27 protein-coding genes are annotated in these 21,385 nt (G+C 42.4%); 20 read left to right on the top strand and 7 right to left on the bottom strand.

Annotation, left to right across the window (positions count from 1 at the left end; translation table 11 throughout):
- Positions 1 to 32 precede the first annotated feature (32 nt).
- From H8S64_RS19625 to H8S64_RS19595, 7 genes are all read left to right on the top strand, one after another.
- Positions 33 to 548, top strand: coding sequence for a DUF2867 domain-containing protein (locus H8S64_RS19625; RefSeq protein ID WP_186978392.1), 516 nt, complete (start codon positions 33 to 35; stop codon positions 546 to 548).
- A 179-nt stretch (positions 549 to 727) separates the two neighbouring features.
- The gene (locus H8S64_RS19620; protein ID WP_255302084.1) at positions 728 to 856 is read left to right on the top strand and encodes a hypothetical protein; all 129 of its coding nucleotides are present in this window, start codon (positions 728 to 730) and stop codon (positions 854 to 856) included.
- 59 nt (positions 857 to 915) lie between these two features.
- Positions 916 to 1,353, top strand: coding sequence for a DUF5053 domain-containing protein (locus tag H8S64_RS19615; protein ID WP_186978391.1), 438 nt, complete (start codon positions 916 to 918; stop codon positions 1,351 to 1,353).
- A 1,007-nt stretch (positions 1,354 to 2,360) separates the two neighbouring features.
- Positions 2,361 to 3,608 (top strand): site-specific integrase, encoded by a 1,248-nt coding sequence (locus tag H8S64_RS19610; RefSeq protein ID WP_186978390.1) that lies wholly within the window; start codon positions 2,361 to 2,363, stop codon positions 3,606 to 3,608.
- A 12-nt stretch (positions 3,609 to 3,620) separates the two neighbouring features.
- Positions 3,621 to 4,406 carry a helix-turn-helix transcriptional regulator gene (locus H8S64_RS19605; RefSeq protein ID WP_255469637.1) on the top strand — a complete coding sequence of 262 codons (786 nt, stop codon included), beginning with the start codon at positions 3,621 to 3,623 and terminating at the stop codon, positions 4,404 to 4,406.
- Between the two features lie 35 nt (positions 4,407 to 4,441).
- On the top strand, positions 4,442 to 5,344 hold the full coding sequence (locus H8S64_RS19600) for a phage/plasmid replication domain-containing protein (RefSeq protein ID WP_186978389.1): 903 nt from the start codon (positions 4,442 to 4,444) through the stop codon (positions 5,342 to 5,344).
- A gap of 372 nt (positions 5,345 to 5,716) precedes the next feature.
- Entirely contained in the window at positions 5,717 to 6,490 is a 774-nt protein-coding gene (locus H8S64_RS19595; RefSeq protein WP_186978388.1) for an abortive infection family protein, read from the top strand.
- Between the two features lie 492 nt (positions 6,491 to 6,982).
- Here H8S64_RS19595 and H8S64_RS19590 read toward each other — a convergent pair whose 3' ends face one another.
- Both H8S64_RS19590 and H8S64_RS19585 read right to left on the bottom strand, forming a co-directional pair.
- The gene (locus tag H8S64_RS19590; RefSeq protein ID WP_186978387.1) at positions 6,983 to 7,555 is read right to left on the bottom strand and encodes a hypothetical protein; all 573 of its coding nucleotides are present in this window, start codon (positions 7,553 to 7,555) and stop codon (positions 6,983 to 6,985) included.
- A gap of 403 nt (positions 7,556 to 7,958) precedes the next feature.
- Positions 7,959 to 8,105, bottom strand: coding sequence for a hypothetical protein (locus H8S64_RS19585; protein ID WP_186978386.1), 147 nt, complete (start codon positions 8,103 to 8,105; stop codon positions 7,959 to 7,961).
- Positions 8,106 to 8,632: 527 nt separating this feature from the next.
- Here H8S64_RS19585 and H8S64_RS19580 point away from each other — a divergent pair.
- Genes H8S64_RS19580 through H8S64_RS19570 form a run of 3 tightly spaced genes read left to right on the top strand, consistent with a single transcriptional unit; the run spans position 8,633 to position 9,418 of the window.
- Positions 8,633 to 8,809, top strand: coding sequence for a ribonuclease P (locus H8S64_RS19580; RefSeq protein WP_117703491.1), 177 nt, complete (start codon positions 8,633 to 8,635; stop codon positions 8,807 to 8,809).
- Between the two features lie 13 nt (positions 8,810 to 8,822).
- Positions 8,823 to 9,152: a molybdenum ABC transporter ATP-binding protein gene (locus tag H8S64_RS19575; RefSeq protein WP_186978498.1), complete on the top strand. Its 330-nt coding sequence runs from the start codon at positions 8,823 to 8,825 to the stop codon at positions 9,150 to 9,152.
- Positions 9,153 to 9,160: 8 nt separating this feature from the next.
- Entirely contained in the window at positions 9,161 to 9,418 is a 258-nt protein-coding gene (locus H8S64_RS19570; RefSeq protein ID WP_117703371.1) for a DUF8466 domain-containing protein, read from the top strand.
- 113 nt (positions 9,419 to 9,531) lie between these two features.
- Here the strand turns inward: H8S64_RS19570 and H8S64_RS19565 are convergent, their stop codons facing one another.
- Together H8S64_RS19565 and H8S64_RS19560 are read right to left on the bottom strand one after the other, a co-directional pair.
- On the bottom strand, positions 9,532 to 9,684 hold the full coding sequence (locus H8S64_RS19565; protein WP_186978385.1) for a hypothetical protein: 153 nt from the start codon (positions 9,682 to 9,684) through the stop codon (positions 9,532 to 9,534).
- Positions 9,685 to 9,780: 96 nt separating this feature from the next.
- Complete coding sequence (locus tag H8S64_RS19560) at positions 9,781 to 9,969, bottom strand: hypothetical protein (RefSeq protein WP_186978384.1); 189 nt, start codon at positions 9,967 to 9,969, stop codon at positions 9,781 to 9,783.
- A 142-nt stretch (positions 9,970 to 10,111) separates the two neighbouring features.
- Here H8S64_RS19560 and H8S64_RS19555 point away from each other — a divergent pair, with 142 nt between their 5' ends.
- Positions 10,112 to 10,495, top strand: coding sequence for a single-stranded DNA-binding protein (locus tag H8S64_RS19555; protein WP_186978383.1), 384 nt, complete (start codon positions 10,112 to 10,114; stop codon positions 10,493 to 10,495).
- A gap of 93 nt (positions 10,496 to 10,588) precedes the next feature.
- Here H8S64_RS19555 and H8S64_RS19550 read toward each other — a convergent pair whose 3' ends face one another.
- Positions 10,589 to 10,882 (bottom strand): HU family DNA-binding protein, encoded by a 294-nt coding sequence (locus H8S64_RS19550; protein WP_366483022.1) that lies wholly within the window; start codon positions 10,880 to 10,882, stop codon positions 10,589 to 10,591.
- A 278-nt stretch (positions 10,883 to 11,160) separates the two neighbouring features.
- Positions 11,161 to 11,775, bottom strand: a complete 615-nt coding sequence (locus H8S64_RS19545; RefSeq protein ID WP_117703375.1) for a recombinase family protein — start codon at positions 11,773 to 11,775, stop codon at positions 11,161 to 11,163.
- A gap of 238 nt (positions 11,776 to 12,013) precedes the next feature.
- Here H8S64_RS19545 and H8S64_RS19540 point away from each other — a divergent pair, with 238 nt between their 5' ends.
- The 9 genes from H8S64_RS19540 to H8S64_RS19500 all read left to right on the top strand — a co-directional run bounded on the left by H8S64_RS19540 (position 12,014) and on the right by H8S64_RS19500 (position 19,580).
- Complete coding sequence (locus H8S64_RS19540) at positions 12,014 to 13,063, top strand: hypothetical protein (protein WP_186978381.1); 1,050 nt, start codon at positions 12,014 to 12,016, stop codon at positions 13,061 to 13,063.
- Between the two features lie 26 nt (positions 13,064 to 13,089).
- The gene (locus tag H8S64_RS19535) at positions 13,090 to 13,536 is read left to right on the top strand and encodes a hypothetical protein (RefSeq protein ID WP_181979437.1); all 447 of its coding nucleotides are present in this window, start codon (positions 13,090 to 13,092) and stop codon (positions 13,534 to 13,536) included.
- On the top strand, positions 13,533 to 13,934 hold the full coding sequence (locus H8S64_RS19530) for a hypothetical protein (RefSeq protein ID WP_117703379.1): 402 nt from the start codon (positions 13,533 to 13,535) through the stop codon (positions 13,932 to 13,934). Before H8S64_RS19535 ends, H8S64_RS19530 begins: the two co-directional genes overlap by 4 nt.
- Positions 13,925 to 14,515 (top strand): hypothetical protein, encoded by a 591-nt coding sequence (locus tag H8S64_RS19525; protein ID WP_186978380.1) that lies wholly within the window; start codon positions 13,925 to 13,927, stop codon positions 14,513 to 14,515. Before H8S64_RS19530 ends, H8S64_RS19525 begins: the two co-directional genes overlap by 10 nt.
- Positions 14,505 to 15,350 carry a MarR family transcriptional regulator gene (locus H8S64_RS19520; RefSeq protein WP_186978379.1) on the top strand — a complete coding sequence of 282 codons (846 nt, stop codon included), beginning with the start codon at positions 14,505 to 14,507 and terminating at the stop codon, positions 15,348 to 15,350. The genes H8S64_RS19525 and H8S64_RS19520 overlap by 11 nt, the downstream gene beginning before the upstream one ends.
- 219 nt (positions 15,351 to 15,569) lie before the next feature.
- Complete coding sequence (gene mobV / locus H8S64_RS19515) at positions 15,570 to 17,027, top strand: MobV family relaxase (protein ID WP_186978378.1); 1,458 nt, start codon at positions 15,570 to 15,572, stop codon at positions 17,025 to 17,027.
- Between the two features lie 53 nt (positions 17,028 to 17,080).
- Complete coding sequence (locus H8S64_RS19510; protein WP_186978377.1) at positions 17,081 to 18,490, top strand: OmpA family protein; 1,410 nt, start codon at positions 17,081 to 17,083, stop codon at positions 18,488 to 18,490.
- A gap of 359 nt (positions 18,491 to 18,849) precedes the next feature.
- Positions 18,850 to 19,326, top strand: a complete 477-nt coding sequence (locus H8S64_RS19505) for a hypothetical protein (RefSeq protein WP_186978376.1) — start codon at positions 18,850 to 18,852, stop codon at positions 19,324 to 19,326.
- Complete coding sequence (locus tag H8S64_RS19500; RefSeq protein ID WP_186978375.1) at positions 19,323 to 19,580, top strand: hypothetical protein; 258 nt, start codon at positions 19,323 to 19,325, stop codon at positions 19,578 to 19,580. The genes H8S64_RS19505 and H8S64_RS19500 overlap by 4 nt, the downstream gene beginning before the upstream one ends.
- Before the next feature lie 200 nt (positions 19,581 to 19,780).
- On the opposite strand, the gene H8S64_RS19495 is transcribed toward H8S64_RS19500, so the two are convergent.
- Positions 19,781 to 21,343: a zincin-like metallopeptidase domain-containing protein gene (locus tag H8S64_RS19495; RefSeq protein WP_186978374.1), complete on the bottom strand. Its 1,563-nt coding sequence runs from the start codon at positions 21,341 to 21,343 to the stop codon at positions 19,781 to 19,783.
- Positions 21,344 to 21,385 lie beyond the last annotated feature (42 nt).

Here is a 21,385-nt window from a genome sequence, read left to right as displayed (position 1 = left end):
GGGAATGTGTATTTTCGTGAAATGATTATGACATGATGAAAGTAAAAAAGAGTGAAATCCCAGCCGATAGTCTTACCGTGAAATATTTTCCGGCGGATTATAAAGACTCGTTCCGTGTGATATCGAGTGAAAACATTTCAATTGCACCCGATGATTTGATGGTTCGTTTTTGGACGGATATGCCGGGGTGGGTGAATGTTCTTTTCAAGTTGCGTAATTTCCTCGTGAGATTTGTCGGGTTGAAAGGGGCGGAAGGAGATAGTCTTGAAGAGTTCAAACATTGTATACGTAATGGTGGAAAGTATCATTTTATTGAAATGTTGGCAAAGGATGAACGGGAAACCGTGATGTTGATGAAAGATAAGCATCTGGACGCGTATATCTCGGTTCGGGTAGGTGACAGCAAGAGCGTTTACGTGAATACTCTCGTGAAGTATAATAACCGGTTGGGGAAAGTCTATTTCTTTGTGATTCGTCCTTTTCACGGACTCGTCGTCCGGTCTTCGTTGAAAAGGGCTATTAAAAGTGCGCGGAGTGAAATGAATTGATTGATAATCTTACGCTTTCGAGGTGTGCGGTATTATTGGCTATGATAGAAAAAATAGCAAATTCATAAAAATAATTCGACAAATGTTTTGTGATAAACAAATGTTTATCTACATTTGTAGTGTAAAAGTTTCTTTGAATGTTTTCAGACCAAGAGCTAAAGGCTCGAATAGAACATGAGATGAGAAATCTCAAGTTCTATGCTCTTTACTGGGATATCTTGTTGAAAGATATGTCAGAAGGAGAACTGGAGAGAGCGATTGACTTTCATTTAGATCGTTTGATTGTTTTACTTCGGTTGAAAGGTTAAAAACAGGACACCCTTTTGGGGTGTCCCAAAGAAACTTTACAATTTAAAATGTTTAAGATATGGCAAATTACGAAAAATTGAACAATGAATTGGAGCAGATGAAAGCGAAGTTTATGGTTCTTTCTTCCGGGGAAGAGGAACGTGAGTTTCGTGAAGAGATGGAGGCATTTGTTGCTTCGAAGTCAACAGAAGATCGTAAGGTTCTCGCCAAAGCATTTATTGATGGTGCTGCTAAAGCCTGTGAGCAGGCAGAGAAAGTGTATGACGACACGTTACGTGCCTATTTGGATGGGATATATGAATCTATTTCATGGTCTTATGTTGCCCGACATTATTTTGGTAAAAGTCGCTCGTGGTTAAGTCAGCGTATAAATGGTCTGAAGATTAGGAATAAAGAAGTGCAGTTTACTGCAGATGAAAAAAAGATATTATTGAATGCGTTACTCGATTTGAGTAATAATATTAAACGTACGGCTCTGGTCATAGAGCATCTCTGAAACTTTTACAACTTTAGAGGGAAACCCGCCATGAGAATGGCGGGATTTTTGTGTAAAAAATGGAGTAAATTTAGAGACAAATTGCAATAGGTTCCGGTTCTTTTCTTATCTATGCACTACCAACAACATTAAATCAAAGTATTCATGCAAAGAAGTATTCTTATAATATAGAGGCAGCGTACGGGTGCAAACCGCGAGACTTATCAATTTTGGTTGATGTTGCTGGTAGCGACTGCCTCTCTTTTTTTTAATTCTTAAAACTTTTAGTTATGCCAACAACGAAAGTCGAATCTGCGTCTACAGTGGCGGAAATCCCAACTCTTCAGGCCTGACCCCGTGTAAAGTTGTGGGGGGGGAGGAAACGATCTCGTCAATTCGTGTTTTTTCGTTATTTGTCATTTTTTTTTGCTCTCTCGCATCAGTTGTAAGTATGCAAAGAAATATATGTAATATTATCTTGTCCCGTTCTTGTCCCGGCTGTAAAATGGGGAAGCGGTTTAATAAATTGTTTTTCAATTTACTAAACCGCTTTCTGTCGGGATGACAGGATTTGAACCTGCGACAACACGCCCCCCAGCTGTAGAAAGATGAATTGTATTAAGTCGTATTTAGTTGTAAATCTGTATTTTGTGTTTGTGTTGATTCGCTTTAATAAGACCTTTGGTAGTATTAAGTTGGATGAAATGTTTAATGAATGTTTAATCGAACTTTTATTGTTTGGGAATATTGGCATCGCTGTAAAAAGACAAAATTTTGTAACATGGAAAAAGTAAATAAATTTTGACTTTTTTGAAGTGTGTAAAATAGGGTATAATTCTTTGTGTAAAGAGATGTTTGTGTGTTATTGAATTGATTATTAGATGTTTTAATCTATATTTTTATGGAGAAAAGTCTAGGTTTTTCATTGTTGTTTGTTTGCAAACAAATACTTTTACAGGTGTAACAACTTATTTGTAACTTTTGTCGTAAAGAAAATAAATAGTGCGAATGCTAATACAATAAATAATATGGCAACATTTAAATTTTTGCTCTACAAGAGTAACGTGAAGCGTGATGGTTTGTATCCTGTTTGTCTACGGATTACAAAAAATAGAAAATTGAAATATATATCGTTGGATATGTATGCAAGGGAAGACCAATGGAACGAGGAAGCTGCACGCTATAAAAAGGATAAACGTGCAACTCCTAATTATGAAAAATATAACGCTTTACTTACTCACTACGAGGAAAGGAAAGATAGCTTGTTACGAAAATTTACGGAAGGTCGGGTTGATTGGACTTTAAACCAGTTTGAAGAACAATTTTTAGGTGTATCCAAAAGAGGTAAAGTGTATGATTATTTCCTAAAGCATATCGGGATTTTGAAAGAAACGAATCATATAGGTAACGCAAAAGCTTATGAACGAACTCTCCACGTGTTGGGGAAATATGATAAAAAAATTAACGAGCGATTGTTTCAAGAAATTGATTTAAAGTATGTAAACGCTTTCAATGTTGCCTTGGAAAAAGATAGATGTTGTGGTAATACACGAAAATATTACTTGAAAACCCTACGAGCCTTACTGAACAAGGCAATAAAGGATAATGAAGCTTCTCGAATAACCTATCCTTTTGGTAACGGGGGATTTGAAATAAGTAGTTTGGAGGAAGAAACACGCAAGAGGTATTTATTGTCGGAAGATTTGACGCTTGCAAAAAATTCTTACCAAGATGACTACACGATGGAATACACCCGACGATTGTTTTTGTTCTCCTATTATTGCTTTGGTATTAGTTTTATAGATATGGCAACATTGACAACCCAGAATATAGAAAAATTGGAAACAGGGGAACATATTGTTTATAAACGGCAGAAAATAAAAAATCAAAGAGGTGTAAAGACAATAAAGATTCCTGTAACGGAAACACTAAGAGAGATTTTAGATTGGTTTAAAGCAAACACGCCTCTTGTGGGAAATTATCTTGTACCCGTGATAACAAAAAATTATCGTGGAGAACAGTTATATAACCATATACGTTCAAGATACGTTCGCTATAATAAGAATTTGAAAAAGTTAGGTAAAACATTGGGTATTGAACGTCTTCCTTTAACCAGTTACGTGAGTAGGCATACTATGGCTATGACACTACAAAACCAGAGTGTATCCCGGGAAGTAATTAGTCAAGTATTGGGGCACACTAATCTTGAAACAACAAACGTGTATCTTGATAGTTTTGAAACAAGTGTGGTTGATAAAGTAGCAGAATTATTGTAATAACATAAATAAATGGATACTGATTTTAGTATGCCCTTGAGCGATGTTATCAAAATATTGCTCAAGGGGGAAGAACGAGAATTACGCGAGAGAGATTTACTAGGTTACGTAGAAAATCTGGCACGTGGAGGTAAAGAAGCGCTTCAACAAGCGTTGAAAGAGGTTGAAACAGCCATTACAGGGTGGAATGACTCCTACTTTATTTCAACCTATGAAAAACGGGTGGATGAATTTAACCGGGGCAAATTGAATCGTGACCCCGGGTACTTGGATGACCTGTTTTTCAAGGAAGAATTATTAATAAAAGAGGGTAAAACAGGGTTGACTGTGGATTACTTGTACAAGGCGATAGAAAGACTCGGTTTTATTGACGGGAATCATCAAGACGCAATAACTAGCGCTTGGGCGTTAGATGATTTCGAGTTTTTAAAAACTCAATGGGAAGATTTGGCACTAGGTCAAATTAGAGCGTTACGGGAAGCAATTAGAGATGCCCTTAAGGTGGTATCACCTAAACGGTGTAACGAGGTACAGGGCGCTAATAGACTTCAAAAAGGGGTAATAGAATGCCCCGAGGTGTTTGGGGTGGACGTGTGTTGTGAAATTACAGGCTACAAAAAGAACACGGTTTATAAATTAACCGCTAGGGGTGATATGCCGTGTTGCCGTTCTGGTAATAATGGACGCAAACTTGTGTTTCGGCGTGAGGATATATTGGCATGGATGACAACCCGGCGGCAAGAAACCAATGACGAGTTTATAAAGCAAATGGGCGGGCAATTGGCGGCTCGAAAATAATATATTTCTATAACAACTAAAAATAGTTCAATATAATGATTGATACAGTAGGTCTAACAATAGAGCAAACAGCAGTAAATAATAGCGTAGACTTCATGGCAGAGGTAGGGGCTAGAATAAACGTGGATATCAAGCGTAGTAACGAGTATCGTGTAGTGGGTACTTACAAGAATTTGCAGGTCACGATAACCCCTTCTCTCGTGCATATTGAAGGTAGCCTTCCTAAATATCGTTATGGAAGTAATCTGGTAACACTAGAACGTGAAGAACCCGGTAGCATCATAGATGAAATAGGTGCAGCCCTTGGTTTACCTTTAAGGGATGCCTTTGTTACACGTGTGGATATAGCTGCAAACCTTGTGATGAATAATTTGCCTAAAAATTATTTCCCTTACCTTTCTTCTTTAAATAATTTTGACCGTAACATCATTAGGGGGTCATTGTATTACAAGCAAACGTATCGTGAATTATACTTCTATGACAAGGTTATGGAAGCCCAAAAGCATAATGACCCGCTCCTAACCCCCAATTTGCGGGGAAAACATATTCTACGCTACGAGATGAGGTTCAAGCGGCAGTGGTTACAACACCATTTCGATCATAAAATTAAAGCCATAGAATTATACGGTTCGGCTAGTGACGTGTGCTGCGAGTTAGTGGTGGAATGGTTTCAAAGGTACGAGGCTATCATGAAAGTTGGTATGGAAAAGCCAGCGTTCGAGATGACAAAAATGGGCTTGTTCGATTGGCTATTAAGGAATTATAGCCGTAAAAATGACATCATTAAATTGATAGACTCGTGCAGTGTTAAAGGTGACAGAAAAGCCGCACGCCTAAAACGGGAGGTATTGGCTATGCTAAAAAAGTGTGACCACGAGGACGAGGACATGGTGGGTGAACTAAACAGGAAGGTGTGGGATGCTTTGGAGGCGTATTAACTCCTCTATTGGAAGCGCACGGGGAAGAAATTGGGGTGGGTAATGTAATTGGACGCCCCGGGGATAACAATCCCTATAATGCCCTGTTTGAGGAGTCAACCTAATAATGATTGAAAAACGTGTGACACTGCACGCTTGTTTTACCCCTTCAATTATTATTAGGTTGAATTGTATAAAATAGTCGTCTAATAGAGCGGTACGGCTCGTGTAAAACTAAAAGCGTGTAAAGTATTCGGTAGCGTGATTGGGTGGCTAGAATCGTTTAAAACGAGAGCCCGCAAGTTTAGGATAATTCAAATACTATGAATATCTTTGGCTGATATTGTTAGTGTGTATTTGTAAAGTATATTAATTGCAATATTTTATTGGTTTATGGAAAATATATCACCTAAATATTTGATGTCTTTAGTAAAAAAGATAGAAAAAGTACTTTGGGCAGAGTATAAAACTTATAAAGAAGTAAGAGCTTATATAGAAAAGTGGCATGAAGTAGAGGAAAGTTGGAATAGTAGTTGGGAAAATTTTTCTATTGTGGCTAAAGATAATAGTAATGATATTGATTTGTGGGCAACTCTACATAAAATAGATGGGGAAACATTGCTAAAAATAGCTATGGACTTGGGTATTGAAACTCCTGATTATATACCTGCTATTCCTACTTTTAGAAATGAAATAAAGGCAAGTTATAAAACAGCTAGTTCTATTTTTGAAAAAGCATTTAAACAAGTTGAACAACATCCTGATATTGCGATAGGGTTGGCAAATTCTGCATTAGAAAGTATTATTAAAGAAATACTAAAAGACGAAAGAGTAAAGACTTCTTTAAAGGGAAGTGAAACTTTATACGTTCTTGCAGAGAAAGTTTTAAAAACATTTCAATTATTTCCTAAATCTGACATGCCAAATGAGATAAAGGTTATTGGTAGTTCTCTTTTAACATGTTCCAAAAGCATAGAAGAATTAAGAAGTGAAAAAACAGAATTTCATGGTAAAACTAAAGAAGATTATATAGTAAAAGAGCCTCTTTATGCGTGTTTTGTAATAAATTCTATCGCAACAATTGGTTTGTTTTTGATTAAATATTTTGAAAATAAGTTTATTACGTTCCCAACAAGAGATGATGACAGTGATTTTTTACCATTTTAATCGTTAAGAATGAGGATGAAATTTGTACTTGTAGCTTTATATTAAATTTTTAAGCAAAATAAGATGTCAAATAGAGCCGTACAGGGAATAACAGGTATTACAACGATATTGTTATTCCCTAATAAAATGCTTGTCTAATAGAGCCTAATAGAAGAATTATAGTAACAAGAAAATAAAGGGGGTGGATACTTTTATAGAGGGTGTCTAAAAAAGAAAGAGTAATAGGGATACAAGTCAATGAATGGTATAATAGGGTGATGAGGCGGGTAATGTGTGTCTTGTTGTTGGTATAATAAGGAGTAGTAAGAGTTTCAAGTGTATGGTATACGGGAGATTAACGTGTTTATTGATAGCGGTTATGTGGGTGGGGGTATGGTGATAACGGGGTAGTAGGTAAAAGGGAAAGTAAATAATTTGATAGCCTCAGACACTATATAAAAAATTATAGACACTGCCAATTTACACTACCACAGTGTCCATAATTTTTAATGGTTAATCTTCCTTGTATAATGAAAGTTTTTTCCCCTTACGACATAAAAAAGATTCAATATCATCACAAGTTAACGATTGGAGGGCAGGTGGAAATGCGCTTTTAGGCTCAGTTCTTTCCACGTTTCGACCTAATAGTATTTCTGCTCCTTTTTTACTACCGGCATGAAGGTAAACTCTGTCCGGTAACATACTATTTGTTGTACAAGAAACTTTTTCCATAAAGGCAGCTATACGAAAAGCAATGTCATACAATGCAAGTAAACCTATTCCATCAAATTTACAGCTATCTAATATTTTGTAAAGTTCATCAAAGCTGTTACATGTTTGAATTTCTTTGGCATAGGGTAACAGATGTTCATAATATTCATAAAGGCGAGCATATCCTATTCTACGTTGATGAGAATGCATTTTGCCTTTTTCCCCTCTGGATAATACTGCAATTTTAATGGCTTCATCTAAAGAATCTTGACACAGGCAATAATTTACGACAAGGTCGTCATGATTTTTATTAAGGCAGTCTTGACTGGCTTTATTAAATTCCTTTACTAATTTTTCTAAGTCACAAGAGTTCATAAACTTGATTTTTTGTAATACTACGAATAAATCTGAAGTTTTTCAAATTTGGAGCAAAATTTATTGGCTTAAAGGATAATTTTGGTAGATAAATTGTAAGTGAGAAAAAATTTGATAGCCTCATCGGAGTATTTTGCCTAAAATCTTGTTGAGTGTCAAGTTTTATATAAATTTGTTCCACGACACCCCAAAAACGTTTGTGAAACGTTGAAAATTAACTATATTTGTCGTGCTGATAAAGTAATTTATCGGTGACATACTGGTTATAGAAAGCGTTTAGCTTTATCCCGTTTTTAGAAATCTGGTAAATGTTATTTTAATTCGCAATAATACCCTATAAACAAGCATCTTATATAGATGTTTCTCAAAACAAAGAAACAAAATAGGAACAAAAACATATTTTTTACGATTTCCCGTTTTTTTTGCTTGCACTACTTTTCATTCCTTTCAGTTGTTCACACTCGAAGTCCTTTTTCCAACCTTCTTGCATAATCTTTGTCTTCAGACAAGCATCGCAAACCTCAAAGTGCAAACCTCGATTTTCTTTCAAGGAACATCCGTTTTACAAAGATACGCTTTTTTATAAAGACATAAACATACGGACAGGTAAATGTACCTGCCTATATTTAGTTTTATTTAGTTTAGCATATATATGACTAATATCCTAAACTAAACTATTTCTTCAGTTCTTTTAGTGGTATATTTTATGCAGCCAAAAGAGAAGAAAATCCCACAGCCTGTATTTTCTCTTTTCGCTGCAATCCTATTTTATTTATTCCCTTTTATCGGATCTCCCGTTGTGGGAGTTGCACCATTGCGTACCGACTTTCGGTCTGTCTGATGAGAATTGTGTCGCAAAGGTATATGTCCTGTCTTTCTTTTGTGCAAGGTCGGAGCCTGACGGTTCACGACCAAATCTCCACACTCTGCAATCAGAGGTAGTATTTGCTTGTGAAACCCTGCATAAAGAGCCAAGACACCTTATGAGGCGACATAATTTCAATCAATCCCGAAAGTAGTAAATACTACATGAGGGATAAAAAAGAAAATCAAATGACAACAGAAAACAGCAATCGTATGTACGAATCAGAAGAAGTAACCGAAATTATTGGCGCACATTGCAGCCTACTCGTTCCATACAAAGGATACACAGAGGGAACGGTTGTGGGAGATTACGGCAACAAAATAGTCGTCCGTCTCAACAATGGTAAGGAGATAGCGGAATACCGTGATGAAGTAATTATCTATGATTAAAAAGGGAGAAGTTATGGGACAAATAGCATTCAAATTCGTCAAATGGGATGTGCCGGAATTGGCGACACTGAAAGACTGCAAGGTTTACAGGTTACGAGAGTGCCTCAATAATGGAGGCAAATTGACCCGTGATGACAAAAATTGGATAACGGAACAAGTAAGAGGATGCTGCCGTTTTCAGAAAGGCATCGCATTGATGGGCTATTACTTCGATTTCTCGGATGTTCTCAAGCGATATTACATCAAACAGTACGGACATATTGCTGAATATTACGCAATCGACAAAACAGCCTTGCGTTCCTCACTTTACGGGAGAATTGAGAATATTGTTGAAGTTAAATAACCAAGAACATGAAAGTTACAATCGAACATGTCTTCTGTCGTTACAGCGATGAAGCAACGGACATTTACTTCCGCATCATCAACACAATCCTTTTTTCAATCGACGAAGCGGAATTGCGTGCCAGCATGGAACGTCTGAAAACGGAAACACATCTTGACGATTATTTCGTATTCGGCTACGGGGCACATCATCTGTGGGTCTGCCAAAGACGTCCCAGCGATCAGGCTAAAATTTTTGAGAACCGGGTAATCATGGCTGAATTTTGATGACGGTGGGAACAGGCTGAAATGGATAACGGACAATTTCAGCCCCCCGCCATTTCCTTTTGTATAATCCTATCTTTCTTTTTTGGCTGCGCCATATCCTTTTGTAAAACCGGTCATTCGTGAAAAGCGGACTGCCGCTTTGCCGATAAGACAGGTGTTGCCTTTTTCTTCCCCTCTGCTCCTTTCATCTCATCCAGTCGGGACATGATAACCACCTCGATATGCTGCCACGCCTTTTTGTCGCGACTTCGTTGATATTCCCTCATAGTCATGCAACGTTTTGGAGAGTTGGTGTTCCTCTTTTTGCTGCCTCAAATCAAGTCGAACTGCCCACAGTTCCAATCCTGCCGTTTCTTGCGGACTTACCGCCGAAACAGACTACATGATGTCAACGGACGGATATGCTCTTTCATGTAACAGAACCCGAAGCTGCTGTCCTCTGATCTTTTTCGGAATGGCTTTCCGGCGAAGTCATCATCATTTTTCCGTTGCAAAGATAGTATGCAGCCGGGAACGACTTCCGGAAGTCTTGACCAATGGCGTAGCCGCATCAATCTTCCTTTATCGAGCCTTGCGGTTTTACCTGCGGTAAAAATAAAGAGTATTGATACGCTATCCTTGGTGCATCCCTTTTCTGCACCTACTTTTTGAGGCAGCGTAAAATTGATTAAAAACTTCTAAAAGCAATTCATTATGAAAAAGATTGAAAACAATTTCGCAGTAACGGGATTCGTAGGTAAAGATGCAGAAATCCGTCAGTTCGCCAACGCCAGTGTAGCCCGTTTTTCTTTGGCAGTAAGCCGACTGGAGAAGAACGGCGAGGAATCCAACCGCGTTTCCGCCTTTATGAACTTTGAGGCATGGCGCAAGAACGAGAACGCCGGGTCGTTCGACCAACTGACCAAGGGCACGATGCTTACCGTCGAGGGGTATTTCAAACCCGAAGAATGGAGCGACAATGCCGGTGTGAAGCACAACCGCATCGTGATGGTGGCAGTCAAGTTCTATCCGACCGTCGAGAAGGAAGAAGCCCCCAAGGAACCTGTTAAGAAGGGGAAGAAAAAAGGCAAGAAATAATCTCCTGCCTTACATGAATAAAGCGGCGTAATAGCCGCTTTTGTTTTACTCATTGCCAATCTATCTATTATAGCAATTCTCTTGTAAACACGATTACTTGTTCTCTTCTACTGCATTCACGAATGATTTGGCTGGCTTGAATGCAGGGATATTATGGGCGGGAATTTTGATTGTTGTGTTCTTAGAAATATTCCGAGCCGTTTTTTCAGCTCTACGCTTTATGATAAAGCTGCCGAATCCGCGCAGGAATACATCGTTGCCTGCGATCATCGACTCTTTTACATTTTCCATGAATGCCTCTACCACAGTCTGTACTACCGCTTTCTCTATTCCGCTCTGCCGTGAAATCTGAGCGACAATTTCTGCTTTTGTCATTTTCTTCTTGATTTTAATGAATACCCTGCAAAATTACAAAATATCGGCTTGATACAACTATCCGCCTTATTTGTCATCCCGGAAGCTGCTCTTGCTGAAACCACCAAACACTCCTTTCAGGAGTTTCCCAACAACAAAGAATACTAACAATACAATTATAATATCTCCCATAACTCTTTCATTTTAGTTAATACATCTCAATATAAAGGTACGAAAAAACTGCGGATAATGCAAATAATCAACTGATTTTCAATGTGTATTATTTCGTTCAGATATTGCATTGCTCCTGTCTATTTCCGTAGTCCCGGTACACGTCCGGGTTTTCTGTTAAGTTGTACCCTGTATTTATTGAGTATGCCATACACTGTACTTTTGCTCCGGACACCGCTCTCTTTCCATATGTCCCGGATTGAATAACCATCGTTATACATGTCCACAATCTTCTTATCCCGTTCCGCTTTACTCAAACTCTTTTTGGTAAGTATGGACGTATTGATACTTTGTTGCAGGCGCATAATCTTATCAGATGATTTTCGCAGTACGGCCACTTCCTCTGGAAGTGCCCCGAACATCATCAACACTTCTGCAGGTGTCGTATCGGCAAACAGTTCGTTACATGTGTCAATCTTATCATGTATGGAGATGATGCGCACCACTTTAATCCGGCATAACTCGATCAAGGCCGCCAGTTCCCGCAAGCCGCGCACGGCATTGCTGAATTTCGATACCACCAGTTCGTCCCCTCTTTCAAGATTCGACATGAGTTGTTTCCACTTCGGTCTAAGCGTCTCGTGTTTGACCGATTCCTCTATCACTTGTACACAACCGTACTGGAGCATCCATTCCTTGTCTGCGTCAAACGCATCATAGGAGTTTGCCTTGAATATATAACCAACTTTTGCCATGTCAATATACAATTCCGATGATAATAAGTGCAAAGATACGAGTTTTATTTGAGTGTTCAAATCATACTATATTAAAAAACAAGAACAGACCTCGAATCATTCTTTTTCTTTCACTTGTTTTCATTGGAAATCATACTATTAAGTACGATATTGAAAAATGCGCAAAATACGATTTGAATGATACGAAGTATCGAAAATTATATATAGTTTTGCGCAAAATAGTACGAAATAATATAGTATGAAAACATTAAAATCGAACTTAAAACTACACATGATTATAGCCAAAACAATTGCCGTTTCTATTGCCATACTCACGTGTACATCGTGCGATAGCGGAAATGGCAAACGTATGGCGAATGTCAAAACCAACCCTGCCGGAACATACAGGGAATATCTGTCCGATGTACGTAAGCTGGACAACCTTTCCATTAAAGACTTGGCCGAACACCTCAAGCAATGGCAAACCATAAGGGATTCCGTTTTCCGGTATCTCGAACGAGACACGCTCGCCCGGCTTCATTCAGTCCATATTGAAGATTGCAAACGGACGCATGATTCCATCCGAATGGAATTTTCCCGACTGGCTTTGTCGAAGTCCCGTACTTATAAGGATGTGCTGCTGGTCAAGGAACAGGTCTCACTACATCTGAAAGATGCAGAACTGCATCGTGAGGCTGAAGCAATCCGCCCGTTCTTTACCTCGTTGGACAGCCGCCCCGTCTGTCCGGGGAATCGGCAACGTGTTCTTGCTACCTATAGGGACGTACTGACACAAACAATTGATTACGGCATCCACTGTATAGCCGACCTGACAATTTATATCGAAAAAGAGGATGCGGCATTCCGTGCTTTCCTCTCACGTCTGCCCGATTTCGATGGTGTGGATCTTTCCGATATCACACATAATACGGAGCGATGCTGCTCACAGGTATTCCTTGCTGCCGAGCGGAACGACATCACCTATCAGGACGCAATGGTCTATTTGGCCATGCGCACCAACCGCAGGTTGATTCAGAATGTTCAGACCTGTATCGACAACATCCGCGATAAAAAAGTCAGGACACCGGCACAGGCGCAAGCCTATATCTGGATGCTCCTCCAGCCTTATTCTTCAATGGACGGCTTTTGTATTTCATTGCTTTCATCCGAGGAGAGACGGCGTCTTGACACGCTTGCTATGCAGACCTCCGACGCTTTCGAGGTTTTAGGTAAAATCCTGCAATCTGGAAACAATCGACTGGACGAGTTGCCAGGAATGCTGTTGGAGGCATTCATACACACCCTGTAACGATATAACACGAAAACAATATGATTATGCTACGACACTTCTATGATGACTTTATGACGTTCGTTCCCTTGCAACTGCCCCAGTTGCTCGATGTGACGACTATGGAGGAACCGCAGTTCTACGGTGACTATGTACTGCTTACGTTTCCGTTGCACAATCCTTATGATTTGGACGAGGTGATGGATATGTTCGAGGACGATATGGAGCTGATAACGCTCTATCACCACATCCCTATGCGCTCCGAGAAATTCGGGCATAGCACCTGCGCGTACTCGAATCCGGCTTTCGGGCAGATGTTCAAGATGAACGCCAAGACGGATACTGAGGGCAAGGTAAACAGCATCATCGTCACAATCTATGATTCTTTGGAACAGATGTACGGAGATTTGTGTCTCGATTTGGAACTCCATTCCAAAGGCGGATTCTTGAAGTATAAAAAAGACAAGGCCGATGTGCTGATGAATTTTATATGAGGAACACGCTGTACAGACAAATGGTCTATTGCATCAACGCCTACCGGACGTGGATAGAGGTTGCCGATGACAATCTTTACAAGGAGAATATCATTTCGAGAACCGACAGGACTGACTATCTCGTTTCCCGCACGCTGGTGTTGCGTGCATTCAAAACGCAAGGTGAATATGCTGAAGGGACAGTATGGCATATTCCGGAGCATGAACTGGACAAAGCGTTGGCAACTTATCGCAAGCAGAACCCCCAATTCAAACAACGCATCAAAAAGGCGGCGATGTACCTTTCTGCAGCAGATGCCGAAACCATTATCCGGTTGGCGACTTATGGCACTGTACAATTGGAGCTCATGGTGCGTCCCATTCACATACCCGAAAAACCATACTACCTATGTTATTGAATATTCTGCAACTCATTTTCTATGCTATACCCTTTGCGGTGTCGCTGACATTGTACAAGAGCAACAAACGGTGCATGGCAGTCTTTTACATGGCAATGGCACGAAGTGACAAGGCTCGCAAACTCTATGCGCAAATTTGGCTGATATGCCTGTTACTTTTTCACTATGTATATGCGTGCGGTCATATAGGCGAATTTGGCATCCTGTTATCTACCGGAGTCTGTGCCGCCATGTTCTCGTTTAAGCGAACGGATAACTGGTTCCGCAAGTTGCTGGATTGCCCTCGTGCATTTGTCATCCTTGCAGTGGTCACAGTGGTCATCGGATTCGTACCGCATTTGTACACGCTGTCGGTAACTATTACCTTTCTTCTTTTGGCTGCCCTGTTCTATCCCTCTGTTCGGGTCATGTCCGAATGCAAGGATGCGGAAAAACGTACCGAATGGGTGAAGTCTTCTCAAACACTGTCCGAATCGTATTACGATAATCATCACGCAGGGTTGCCGCATAATGCGGATAACGGCAACTCGGTTCATCCGCAAAATAATAATCATCAAAAACAGGACGATAATGAAAAATAAGCAAGAAATCCCTGCCGTCATAGTGGCGGATGTAAAGGTGTTCGACTACCTTAAAGAAAAAGTCGGCGAACGAAAGACGCGGACGGAAGCCTATAGTGACCTGCTGGACAAATCGCTGGCAGGTTTTATTTCCCCTTTTCTAAGGAAACAGGACTACGACCTTCAGCCTTGCCAGTGTCATGTGACCATTTCCGACCTTGCGACGGAGTGGCATTGGCATCGTGCCACTGTCCGCTCGTTTTTGGAAACGTTGGAGGCGTTCGGACAATTGAAACGCACCAAGCTCGCAAAGAGCATAGTCGTCACCATGCCAGTGCAATCCGGTCAGTCTTCGGCTGCATCCGTTGTACAGCGACAGCCGGACTTTGCCATACAACTGCAAGAGGTATTATCCGATTGGATAGTTGGCAAAATGACCTCTGCGGATGTCGGCAATATCTGCGGTCAGGCCGTCCGTCAGGCGATGGCTGGAATGACCGGATACGAGAGCCGTCACTGTCTGGACAGTCATATCGACACAGCATCGGCACACGCCAGTAAACAGGAAGAGGAGATTCGTAAGACCGCCTTGGGATGTATTGCCCACGCCGCCTTGCAACGAGTATTGCGCAAATCGAGATTCGATGACAGCTCGCCGCTCATTGAGTTCTTTCGTCATGACCTCGATGAAGAATGGGTATCCTTCATCGAGGCATCCAAAGAGCTTGCGGAGCTGATTCTCTATACCGAAGCGTGTGAAACGACCTTCGACACAGACGATGACAAAGAACGCCTCAAATCGCTTCGCAAACCCTTTTTATCGCTTTTGGCAAGGACACAGGAACCAGCGGATTAAATCGGGAACCGGAAACAGATTGTATAACCTTGAACAATCCGCCTCTGTCCCGTCACAGGTATCCTGCCGGTTATAGGAGACACACGGGCTTGCCCGTATGCCACGAAACAAAGGGAAGGGGTAGCCTAATACCCCGACCGACATTCATCGGCGGGAGCGGTGTCCATACAAGCAGCAAGCTGGGACATGACGGATTGTACATATTAACATGAAAAGAGTATGGCAAATGCTAAACAGGTACTCGATGTACGAGTATCGAAAGGTGTAACAACCGCTCAGAGCAACGAGCATATGCGCAGATGGACAGAGAAAGGCTGGAATAGAGCGGTCGAGATAGGCAATTACGACCCGACTCGTGAACACCTGAACTTCGAGATTGCACCTGGTGGGAAAATACGCACTATTGACAAAAGCCGTAGCATTCCGGAACGGATTGCGGACATATTAAGTGATCGCGGAATCAAAGACCCCAATGAGGGGCTGGTTGAACCGAAGTTCCGCACTGTTGTAAATATTATCTTCGGAGGTTCAAGGGAACGGATGCACGAACTCGCATTCGGTACACAACAGGTGGACTTTGAAAACGGTGCGGACAATACACGCATCAGGAGGGAGGGCGACATCGAACGTTGGGCAAAGGACGTGTACTCATTCGTTAGTGGCAAGTACGGCGAGCAGAATATCGCCGCATTCATTGTACATCTGGACGAGTTAAATCCACACGTGCATTGTACGCTTCTGCCAATCAAAGACGGACGGTTTGCGTACAAGGAGATTTTCGCCGGAAAGGACAAGTTTGAATATAGTGCGAGGATGAAACAGCTCCATACCGACTTTTTCGCTGAAGTCAATACGAAATGGGGAATGTCGAGAGGAACGAGCATATCCGAAACGGGCGCACGCCACAGGACAACCGAAGAGTATCGCCGTATGCTCTCCGAGGAGTGTACAACCATCGAGGAAAATATCGATCGGCATCGGAAGGCTCTCTCCGAACTTCAATCGGACATCCGTCTGGCAGAGCGCAGGGTCAAAGGACTTACGACAATGGTCGATAACCTTGAAAAGTCAAAAGCGGAAAAAGAGGCTCTACTGTCGGCAGCCGAATTGGATTTGAAAGCGAATAGCGGTAATGCGGCAGAGTTGGCAATCCGGATTCAAACATTGGAAAAAGAGTTGGTAGGCATCAACAAACAACTGGCAGACAAGCAACAGAAGTTACAGGCCGCTGACCGGCAACTGACCGACCTCAAGGAGGACATGGATGCCATTAAGGATCGTACCGAAGAACTCAAGGAAGAAGCCTACAAGTATTCACGTGATGTTCACTCCAAAGTGGACACCCTGCTCAAAGACGTATTGCTGGAAAGTGTGGTCGGTGAATACCGGAATGTATCGGCACAAATGGACGTGTCGGAACGGCAGCTATTCGACGGCTCACTCGTTCAATCCATCGCGGAACAGGGCGCAGACATAATGCACTGTGCAACGATGTTGTTCCTCGGAATGGTCGATGATGCCACCACGTTTGCCGAAACTCGTGGCGGCGGAGGTAGTAAAAGCGACCTGAAATGGGGGCGTGACGAGGACGAGGACAACCGTGCATGGGCACTCCGCTGCATGAGGATGGCAAGCCGTATGATGCGTCCGGCCATCGGCAAAAAGCCCAAACGGTAAGTGGCACACATCTTACGATAAATCAAAAGTATAACGAATAAAATCATTGGAATATGACGAAACAACTCATTCTTATTTTCGCTGTGCTCTGCTCGTTTCAGGCACGCGCAGGTGTACACTCCATACAGGGAGATACTGTCCAACCTCCGTCATTCTATAATATCACGGAGGAACTTCAACCGATGCAACCCGTCTATCTCGACGGAGTGGTTCTTCCGATGTCCCGTACCGGCAACTGGTTTGTCAGCATTGCCGGAGGTGCGACCGCATTTCTCGGCACGCCACTCGGTTGTGAAGATCTTTTCGGACGCCTGAAACCCTCGTACAGCCTTGCCGTCGGCAAATGGTTCACGCCATCGGTCGGTGCGCGTATCAACTACAGCGGTTTACAGTTCAAGGATGGTGCATTGTCCACTCAGGACTACCATCATATCCATGCGGATTTGCTATGGAATGTACTCGGTCGCAGGTATGCCCGGCAAGATCAAGTGCATTGGAATCTCGCACCTTTTGCCGGAATCGGACTCCTGCATAATGCCACGAATGGGCATAACCCATTGGCTATCTCATACGGGGTGCAAGGACAATACCGTATCTCCAGACGGGTAAGTGCCCTGTTGGAACTCTCCGGCACTACCACCTTTCAGAACTTCGACGGCTACGGACACCCGAACCGTCTCGGTGATCACATGCTGTCGCTGACGGCCGGCTTCACATTTCACCTCGGAAAAATTGGCTGGAAACGTGCAGTGGATGCAACGCCTTATGTCCGTCAGAACGAATGGCTCGTGGATTACGCCAACTTCCTATCAAAAGAAAACAAACGTTATGCAGACTTGAACGACAGGAATCGTCAGACATTTATTGAATTGAAGAAGATTTTAGAGATTGAGGGGCTGCTCGACAAATACGGCAGTCTTATAACGGAAGACAGCATTGGCAAGTATCAAGGCTATCCCACGAATAATTACAGCGGGCTGAACTCACTTATGGCAAGATTGAGGAATCGACACTGGAACGGTATTTCCCCACTTGATTCGACAAATACCCGATATGTCAATAATGACCGCTTACCCGAAGAATTGGCTATAAACGGTTCAGAAGATATAAAACTCATGCAAGTCGGAGAATGTATCGGCTCGCCTGTTTATTTCTTTTTCAACCTGAATACGGTTCATTTGACGGATGCCTCGCAGATGCTTAATCTCGATGAACTGGCTCGTGTGGCGAACAAATACGGATTGTCCGTAAGAGTAACAGGTGCGGCAGACAGTTCAACGGGAACTCCGGTTCTCAATAATTCTTTAAGTACATCGAGGGCAGACTATATCGTTGCGGAATTAGGACGACGCGGTATCCCGGTTGAAAGAATCATCAAGGTGAGCAGAGGCGGAATAGCCGACCATGTACCAGCTGAAGCCAACCGACACACGAAAGTGGAGCTGTTTTTCACCGAGGGATAATAGCCCTTTTGTATTAACTGTTATAAATAGCCAGAGTGTCGTTCTGCGGAATGACACTCTTTTTTATGTAATTCACTATTCCTCCAATCGCAGTATCGGCTATTCTTGTTCGGTGAGATTTTGTATGCAAAGGTACAGTGTTCGGTCAATTGCCAAGTACCGCTATCGCTAACGGCATCCGGATTCTCCGACAGCCTTCCGCAAATCGCAGATTTGGGTATTCCGTAGAATCAGTCCGCTGTTTATTTGTCTTATTCGCCCTTTTTCCACTGTTGATTCAGCATAAAAATCAATCCCGACAAGGAAGCCGAAATAGCTTCGATAAAAGGGAAAATAAAAAATCAATAAATCAAAAGACAATGGGTAAATACGATTACATCAAGAACGGCAATCTCCTTTATTGGAATGACCCCGACAATGGCAAGTCTGACGGAGAGTATAAAGTGATTTCCGCACCTGAAGAAGTGGATAGTGACAGCATTATTCTGATTTCAAGCGGTGCTTCGGAAGCAGAAGTTTTTGCGTCGGAATTATCACCGATACCCACACCGAGAAGTCACAAAGAGGAGTTCCAGAAATGGAGAGCGGAACGGGAGGCAGAAGGCATGGAGTTTTTCAATCGGCTTTCAGAGGTGATGGAAACAGACAAAGATTTGGCAGTTGGCGATATGGTGGCGTTCACGAATGATTACGGAGTGGTATTCGGCCCCAAAGAGGTATTGGCTTTCAGAAAGCCTTGGAATGGCGACAGATGCGTGTATATAGACAGTGATGCCTATTGGTTTCCAGACCGTCCGAACCAACTCACAATTATAAGTAAAGGAGGTATGAAATGACAATAAACGGCACTCTCAAACGACTTTGCGGCAATATTGCCGCTGGTCGTTTCAATTGGCGGAAATACTGCAGCCCACAACCTTATTTCGGCTATGAAATATGTGTGACACCATTGCATTGCTCTTATGGACAGATAGGTTATACTGTTCATTTCCCTTATACCAATATGCCGGAAGTGGAATACGATTGGGAATTGAAAAAGCTGACTATTGACGGTGAAAAGTGGAAAAATTACTTACATAATCAACAATAAAAATCAATATGGCACAGAATTTTTATACCAAATGGCAGGACGGAATCAATATTGTGACCTGTCAGACCTACAGTCAATGATTGACTACTTATTGAACCAATAATATGAACAGCCTGCATCGTATCTATGGCATCGGTGCAGGCCATAAAAACGTGGAGCAGACTTTTACAGTCCGCTCCACATCGCTTATACATCGCCTTCTAACGCCGCATTCCGCCGCTGTATTCTGCCTCTTGTAGCTCTTCCCGATATTCTTCCATCTCGTTCAGCTTTTCATTTGCATTTTGCAGGTTGGTGTCCAATTCGATATTGTGGTCATACGGAAACCGATGTTGAACAATAATACCTGCATTGGCAGCCTGTCCTACATCCAGCGTGTCCGATTCCCGGTTATATGCGACATACAGCACGTCACCGTTCGGCATCTCGAATGCCGGTGTCTTTTGCTGTGCCATAGCGGAGAACTGCTCTGCGACCATATCCTTGGCAACCTCTTTGATTGCCTCTCCGGCAAGATCGACACCGTAACGCCGGATATGATCACGGACTTCCTGCTCCGTGAATTTCAACATCACTTCGTATGTCCCTCCGACACTTCCATTGTACACTACGGCAAAATTCTTATCCTCGACAAGAAGGTCGTCACCCTTGTTGTTCGTAGGCGATGAATACGTGTATTGCTCGTTGATGCCGTTGCCGTCGTAATACTCCTTGGCGAGCGTCAGCAATCCCTTATAGTCCCCTTTGTCCTTGAGTTCGTCAAGTTGTTTCGTGTCATCGGTGGACTGGAGATAAGCCACCGATGAATAGTACACCTTTTCTTTCGTGGCAACCTCTTGTTCCTTGCCGATGTGCTGCTCCAATTCCTGCGCAATCTTATCCACTCTTTGCGTAATAAGCGAGGCCGCTTTTTTCACATCGAGCAGCGTGGTCTTGATGAATTGAGGCGATTCCTTCAACTCATCGAGCCACCCTTTGAGATACGCGCAACTGTCTTCCTTGATATGCTTGGTCATACCATAACGTTGGGCTACCAATGCACTGCCGAGTTCGGCTACCAGTTCCTCGCGTGCATATTCCGGAGAACCGAATGAAGTCGGCTTGAACCGGTCGAGCACACTTTCCGTACCGGTCGAGTGCGTCATCTCGTGGAAAAGCGTTCCATAGAACGATTCCCCCGATTTGAACTGATCCTTTTCTGGAACGATGATTTCATTCTTCGTGATTGAGTAGTAGGCACTGTCCTGATGTTTCGGCGTAATCGGACAAATCCAAAGATTATCCTTTATCATCGTATCGACGGGTGCGAAACAGAAATGCTCGCCACTCTCGATTGCCGGACGCACATTTTCCTCCTCCAACTTTTTCCACAGCTCCGGACGTGCTTCCTGCAAATTGGTCTGCGCCACATTGAAGACCCGGAACACCTTCATATTCGGATAGACATTGTACTCCTTTTTTTCATCATCGGAGAGTTTCTTGTAATCCTCATACTTGATTTTCTCTTTTGTCTCTTTGTGGATACACGTAAACGTGGTCAGCATGACCGGAAAGGACTTCTCGCCGCGCAACACGGAGACACGAGGCAGTTCCTTTCCGTCCTTGCCGGGATTATTGAGCCGTTGCACACAGTCGAACGTGCAGAAACGTGGAATCTTATATCCCTCATTCTCACAGTGCAGCAACAGTAGGCTCGGTATGGGACGCCTTGTCGTCTTTCGGCGATAGGTTTCCCCATACCTGCCTCCAAACCGAACGTACATGTCTCCATGTATTCGGCTTTCCGTTGGTAATGTCAATTTTCT

It is taken from the genome of Butyricimonas hominis, from assembly GCF_014287455.1.
Lineage (GTDB): Bacteria > Bacteroidota > Bacteroidia > Bacteroidales > Marinifilaceae > Butyricimonas > Butyricimonas muris.
Note: the sequence above shows the minus strand (reverse complement) of the source record. Positions and strands in the feature narration are given on the sequence as shown.

Excerpts from the sequence above, each read along its gene's own strand:
- H8S64_RS19625 (WP_186978392.1), top strand. The coding sequence starts at position 33 with ATGATGAAAGTAAAAAAGAGTGAAATCCCAGCCGATAGTCTTACCGTG.
- H8S64_RS19620 (WP_255302084.1), top strand. The coding sequence starts at position 728 with ATGAGAAATCTCAAGTTCTATGCTCTTTACTGGGATATCTTGTTGAAA.
- H8S64_RS19615 (WP_186978391.1), top strand. The coding sequence starts at position 916 with ATGGCAAATTACGAAAAATTGAACAATGAATTGGAGCAGATGAAAGCG.
- H8S64_RS19610 (WP_186978390.1), top strand. The coding sequence starts at position 2,361 with ATGGCAACATTTAAATTTTTGCTCTACAAGAGTAACGTGAAGCGTGAT.
- H8S64_RS19605 (WP_255469637.1), top strand. The coding sequence starts at position 3,621 with ATGGATACTGATTTTAGTATGCCCTTGAGCGATGTTATCAAAATATTG.
- H8S64_RS19600 (WP_186978389.1), top strand. The coding sequence starts at position 4,442 with ATGATTGATACAGTAGGTCTAACAATAGAGCAAACAGCAGTAAATAAT.
- H8S64_RS19595 (WP_186978388.1), top strand. The coding sequence starts at position 5,717 with ATGGAAAATATATCACCTAAATATTTGATGTCTTTAGTAAAAAAGATA.
- H8S64_RS19590 (WP_186978387.1), bottom strand. The coding sequence starts at position 7,555 with ATGAACTCTTGTGACTTAGAAAAATTAGTAAAGGAATTTAATAAAGCC.
- H8S64_RS19580 (WP_117703491.1), top strand. The coding sequence starts at position 8,633 with ATGTACGAATCAGAAGAAGTAACCGAAATTATTGGCGCACATTGCAGC.
- H8S64_RS19575 (WP_186978498.1), top strand. The coding sequence starts at position 8,823 with ATGGGACAAATAGCATTCAAATTCGTCAAATGGGATGTGCCGGAATTG.
- H8S64_RS19570 (WP_117703371.1), top strand. The coding sequence starts at position 9,161 with ATGAAAGTTACAATCGAACATGTCTTCTGTCGTTACAGCGATGAAGCA.
- H8S64_RS19565 (WP_186978385.1), bottom strand. The coding sequence starts at position 9,684 with ATGAGGGAATATCAACGAAGTCGCGACAAAAAGGCGTGGCAGCATATC.
- H8S64_RS19560 (WP_186978384.1), bottom strand. The coding sequence starts at position 9,969 with ATGCGGCTACGCCATTGGTCAAGACTTCCGGAAGTCGTTCCCGGCTGC.
- H8S64_RS19555 (WP_186978383.1), top strand. The coding sequence starts at position 10,112 with ATGAAAAAGATTGAAAACAATTTCGCAGTAACGGGATTCGTAGGTAAA.
- H8S64_RS19545 (WP_117703375.1), bottom strand. The coding sequence starts at position 11,775 with ATGGCAAAAGTTGGTTATATATTCAAGGCAAACTCCTATGATGCGTTT.
- H8S64_RS19540 (WP_186978381.1), top strand. The coding sequence starts at position 12,014 with ATGAAAACATTAAAATCGAACTTAAAACTACACATGATTATAGCCAAA.
- H8S64_RS19535 (WP_181979437.1), top strand. The coding sequence starts at position 13,090 with ATGCTACGACACTTCTATGATGACTTTATGACGTTCGTTCCCTTGCAA.
- H8S64_RS19530 (WP_117703379.1), top strand. The coding sequence starts at position 13,533 with ATGAGGAACACGCTGTACAGACAAATGGTCTATTGCATCAACGCCTAC.
- H8S64_RS19525 (WP_186978380.1), top strand. The coding sequence starts at position 13,925 with ATGTTATTGAATATTCTGCAACTCATTTTCTATGCTATACCCTTTGCG.
- H8S64_RS19520 (WP_186978379.1), top strand. The coding sequence starts at position 14,505 with ATGAAAAATAAGCAAGAAATCCCTGCCGTCATAGTGGCGGATGTAAAG.
- mobV (WP_186978378.1), top strand. The coding sequence starts at position 15,570 with ATGGCAAATGCTAAACAGGTACTCGATGTACGAGTATCGAAAGGTGTA.
- H8S64_RS19510 (WP_186978377.1), top strand. The coding sequence starts at position 17,081 with ATGACGAAACAACTCATTCTTATTTTCGCTGTGCTCTGCTCGTTTCAG.
- H8S64_RS19505 (WP_186978376.1), top strand. The coding sequence starts at position 18,850 with ATGGGTAAATACGATTACATCAAGAACGGCAATCTCCTTTATTGGAAT.
- H8S64_RS19500 (WP_186978375.1), top strand. The coding sequence starts at position 19,323 with ATGACAATAAACGGCACTCTCAAACGACTTTGCGGCAATATTGCCGCT.
- H8S64_RS19495 (WP_186978374.1), bottom strand. The coding sequence starts at position 21,343 with ATGTACGTTCGGTTTGGAGGCAGGTATGGGGAAACCTATCGCCGAAAG.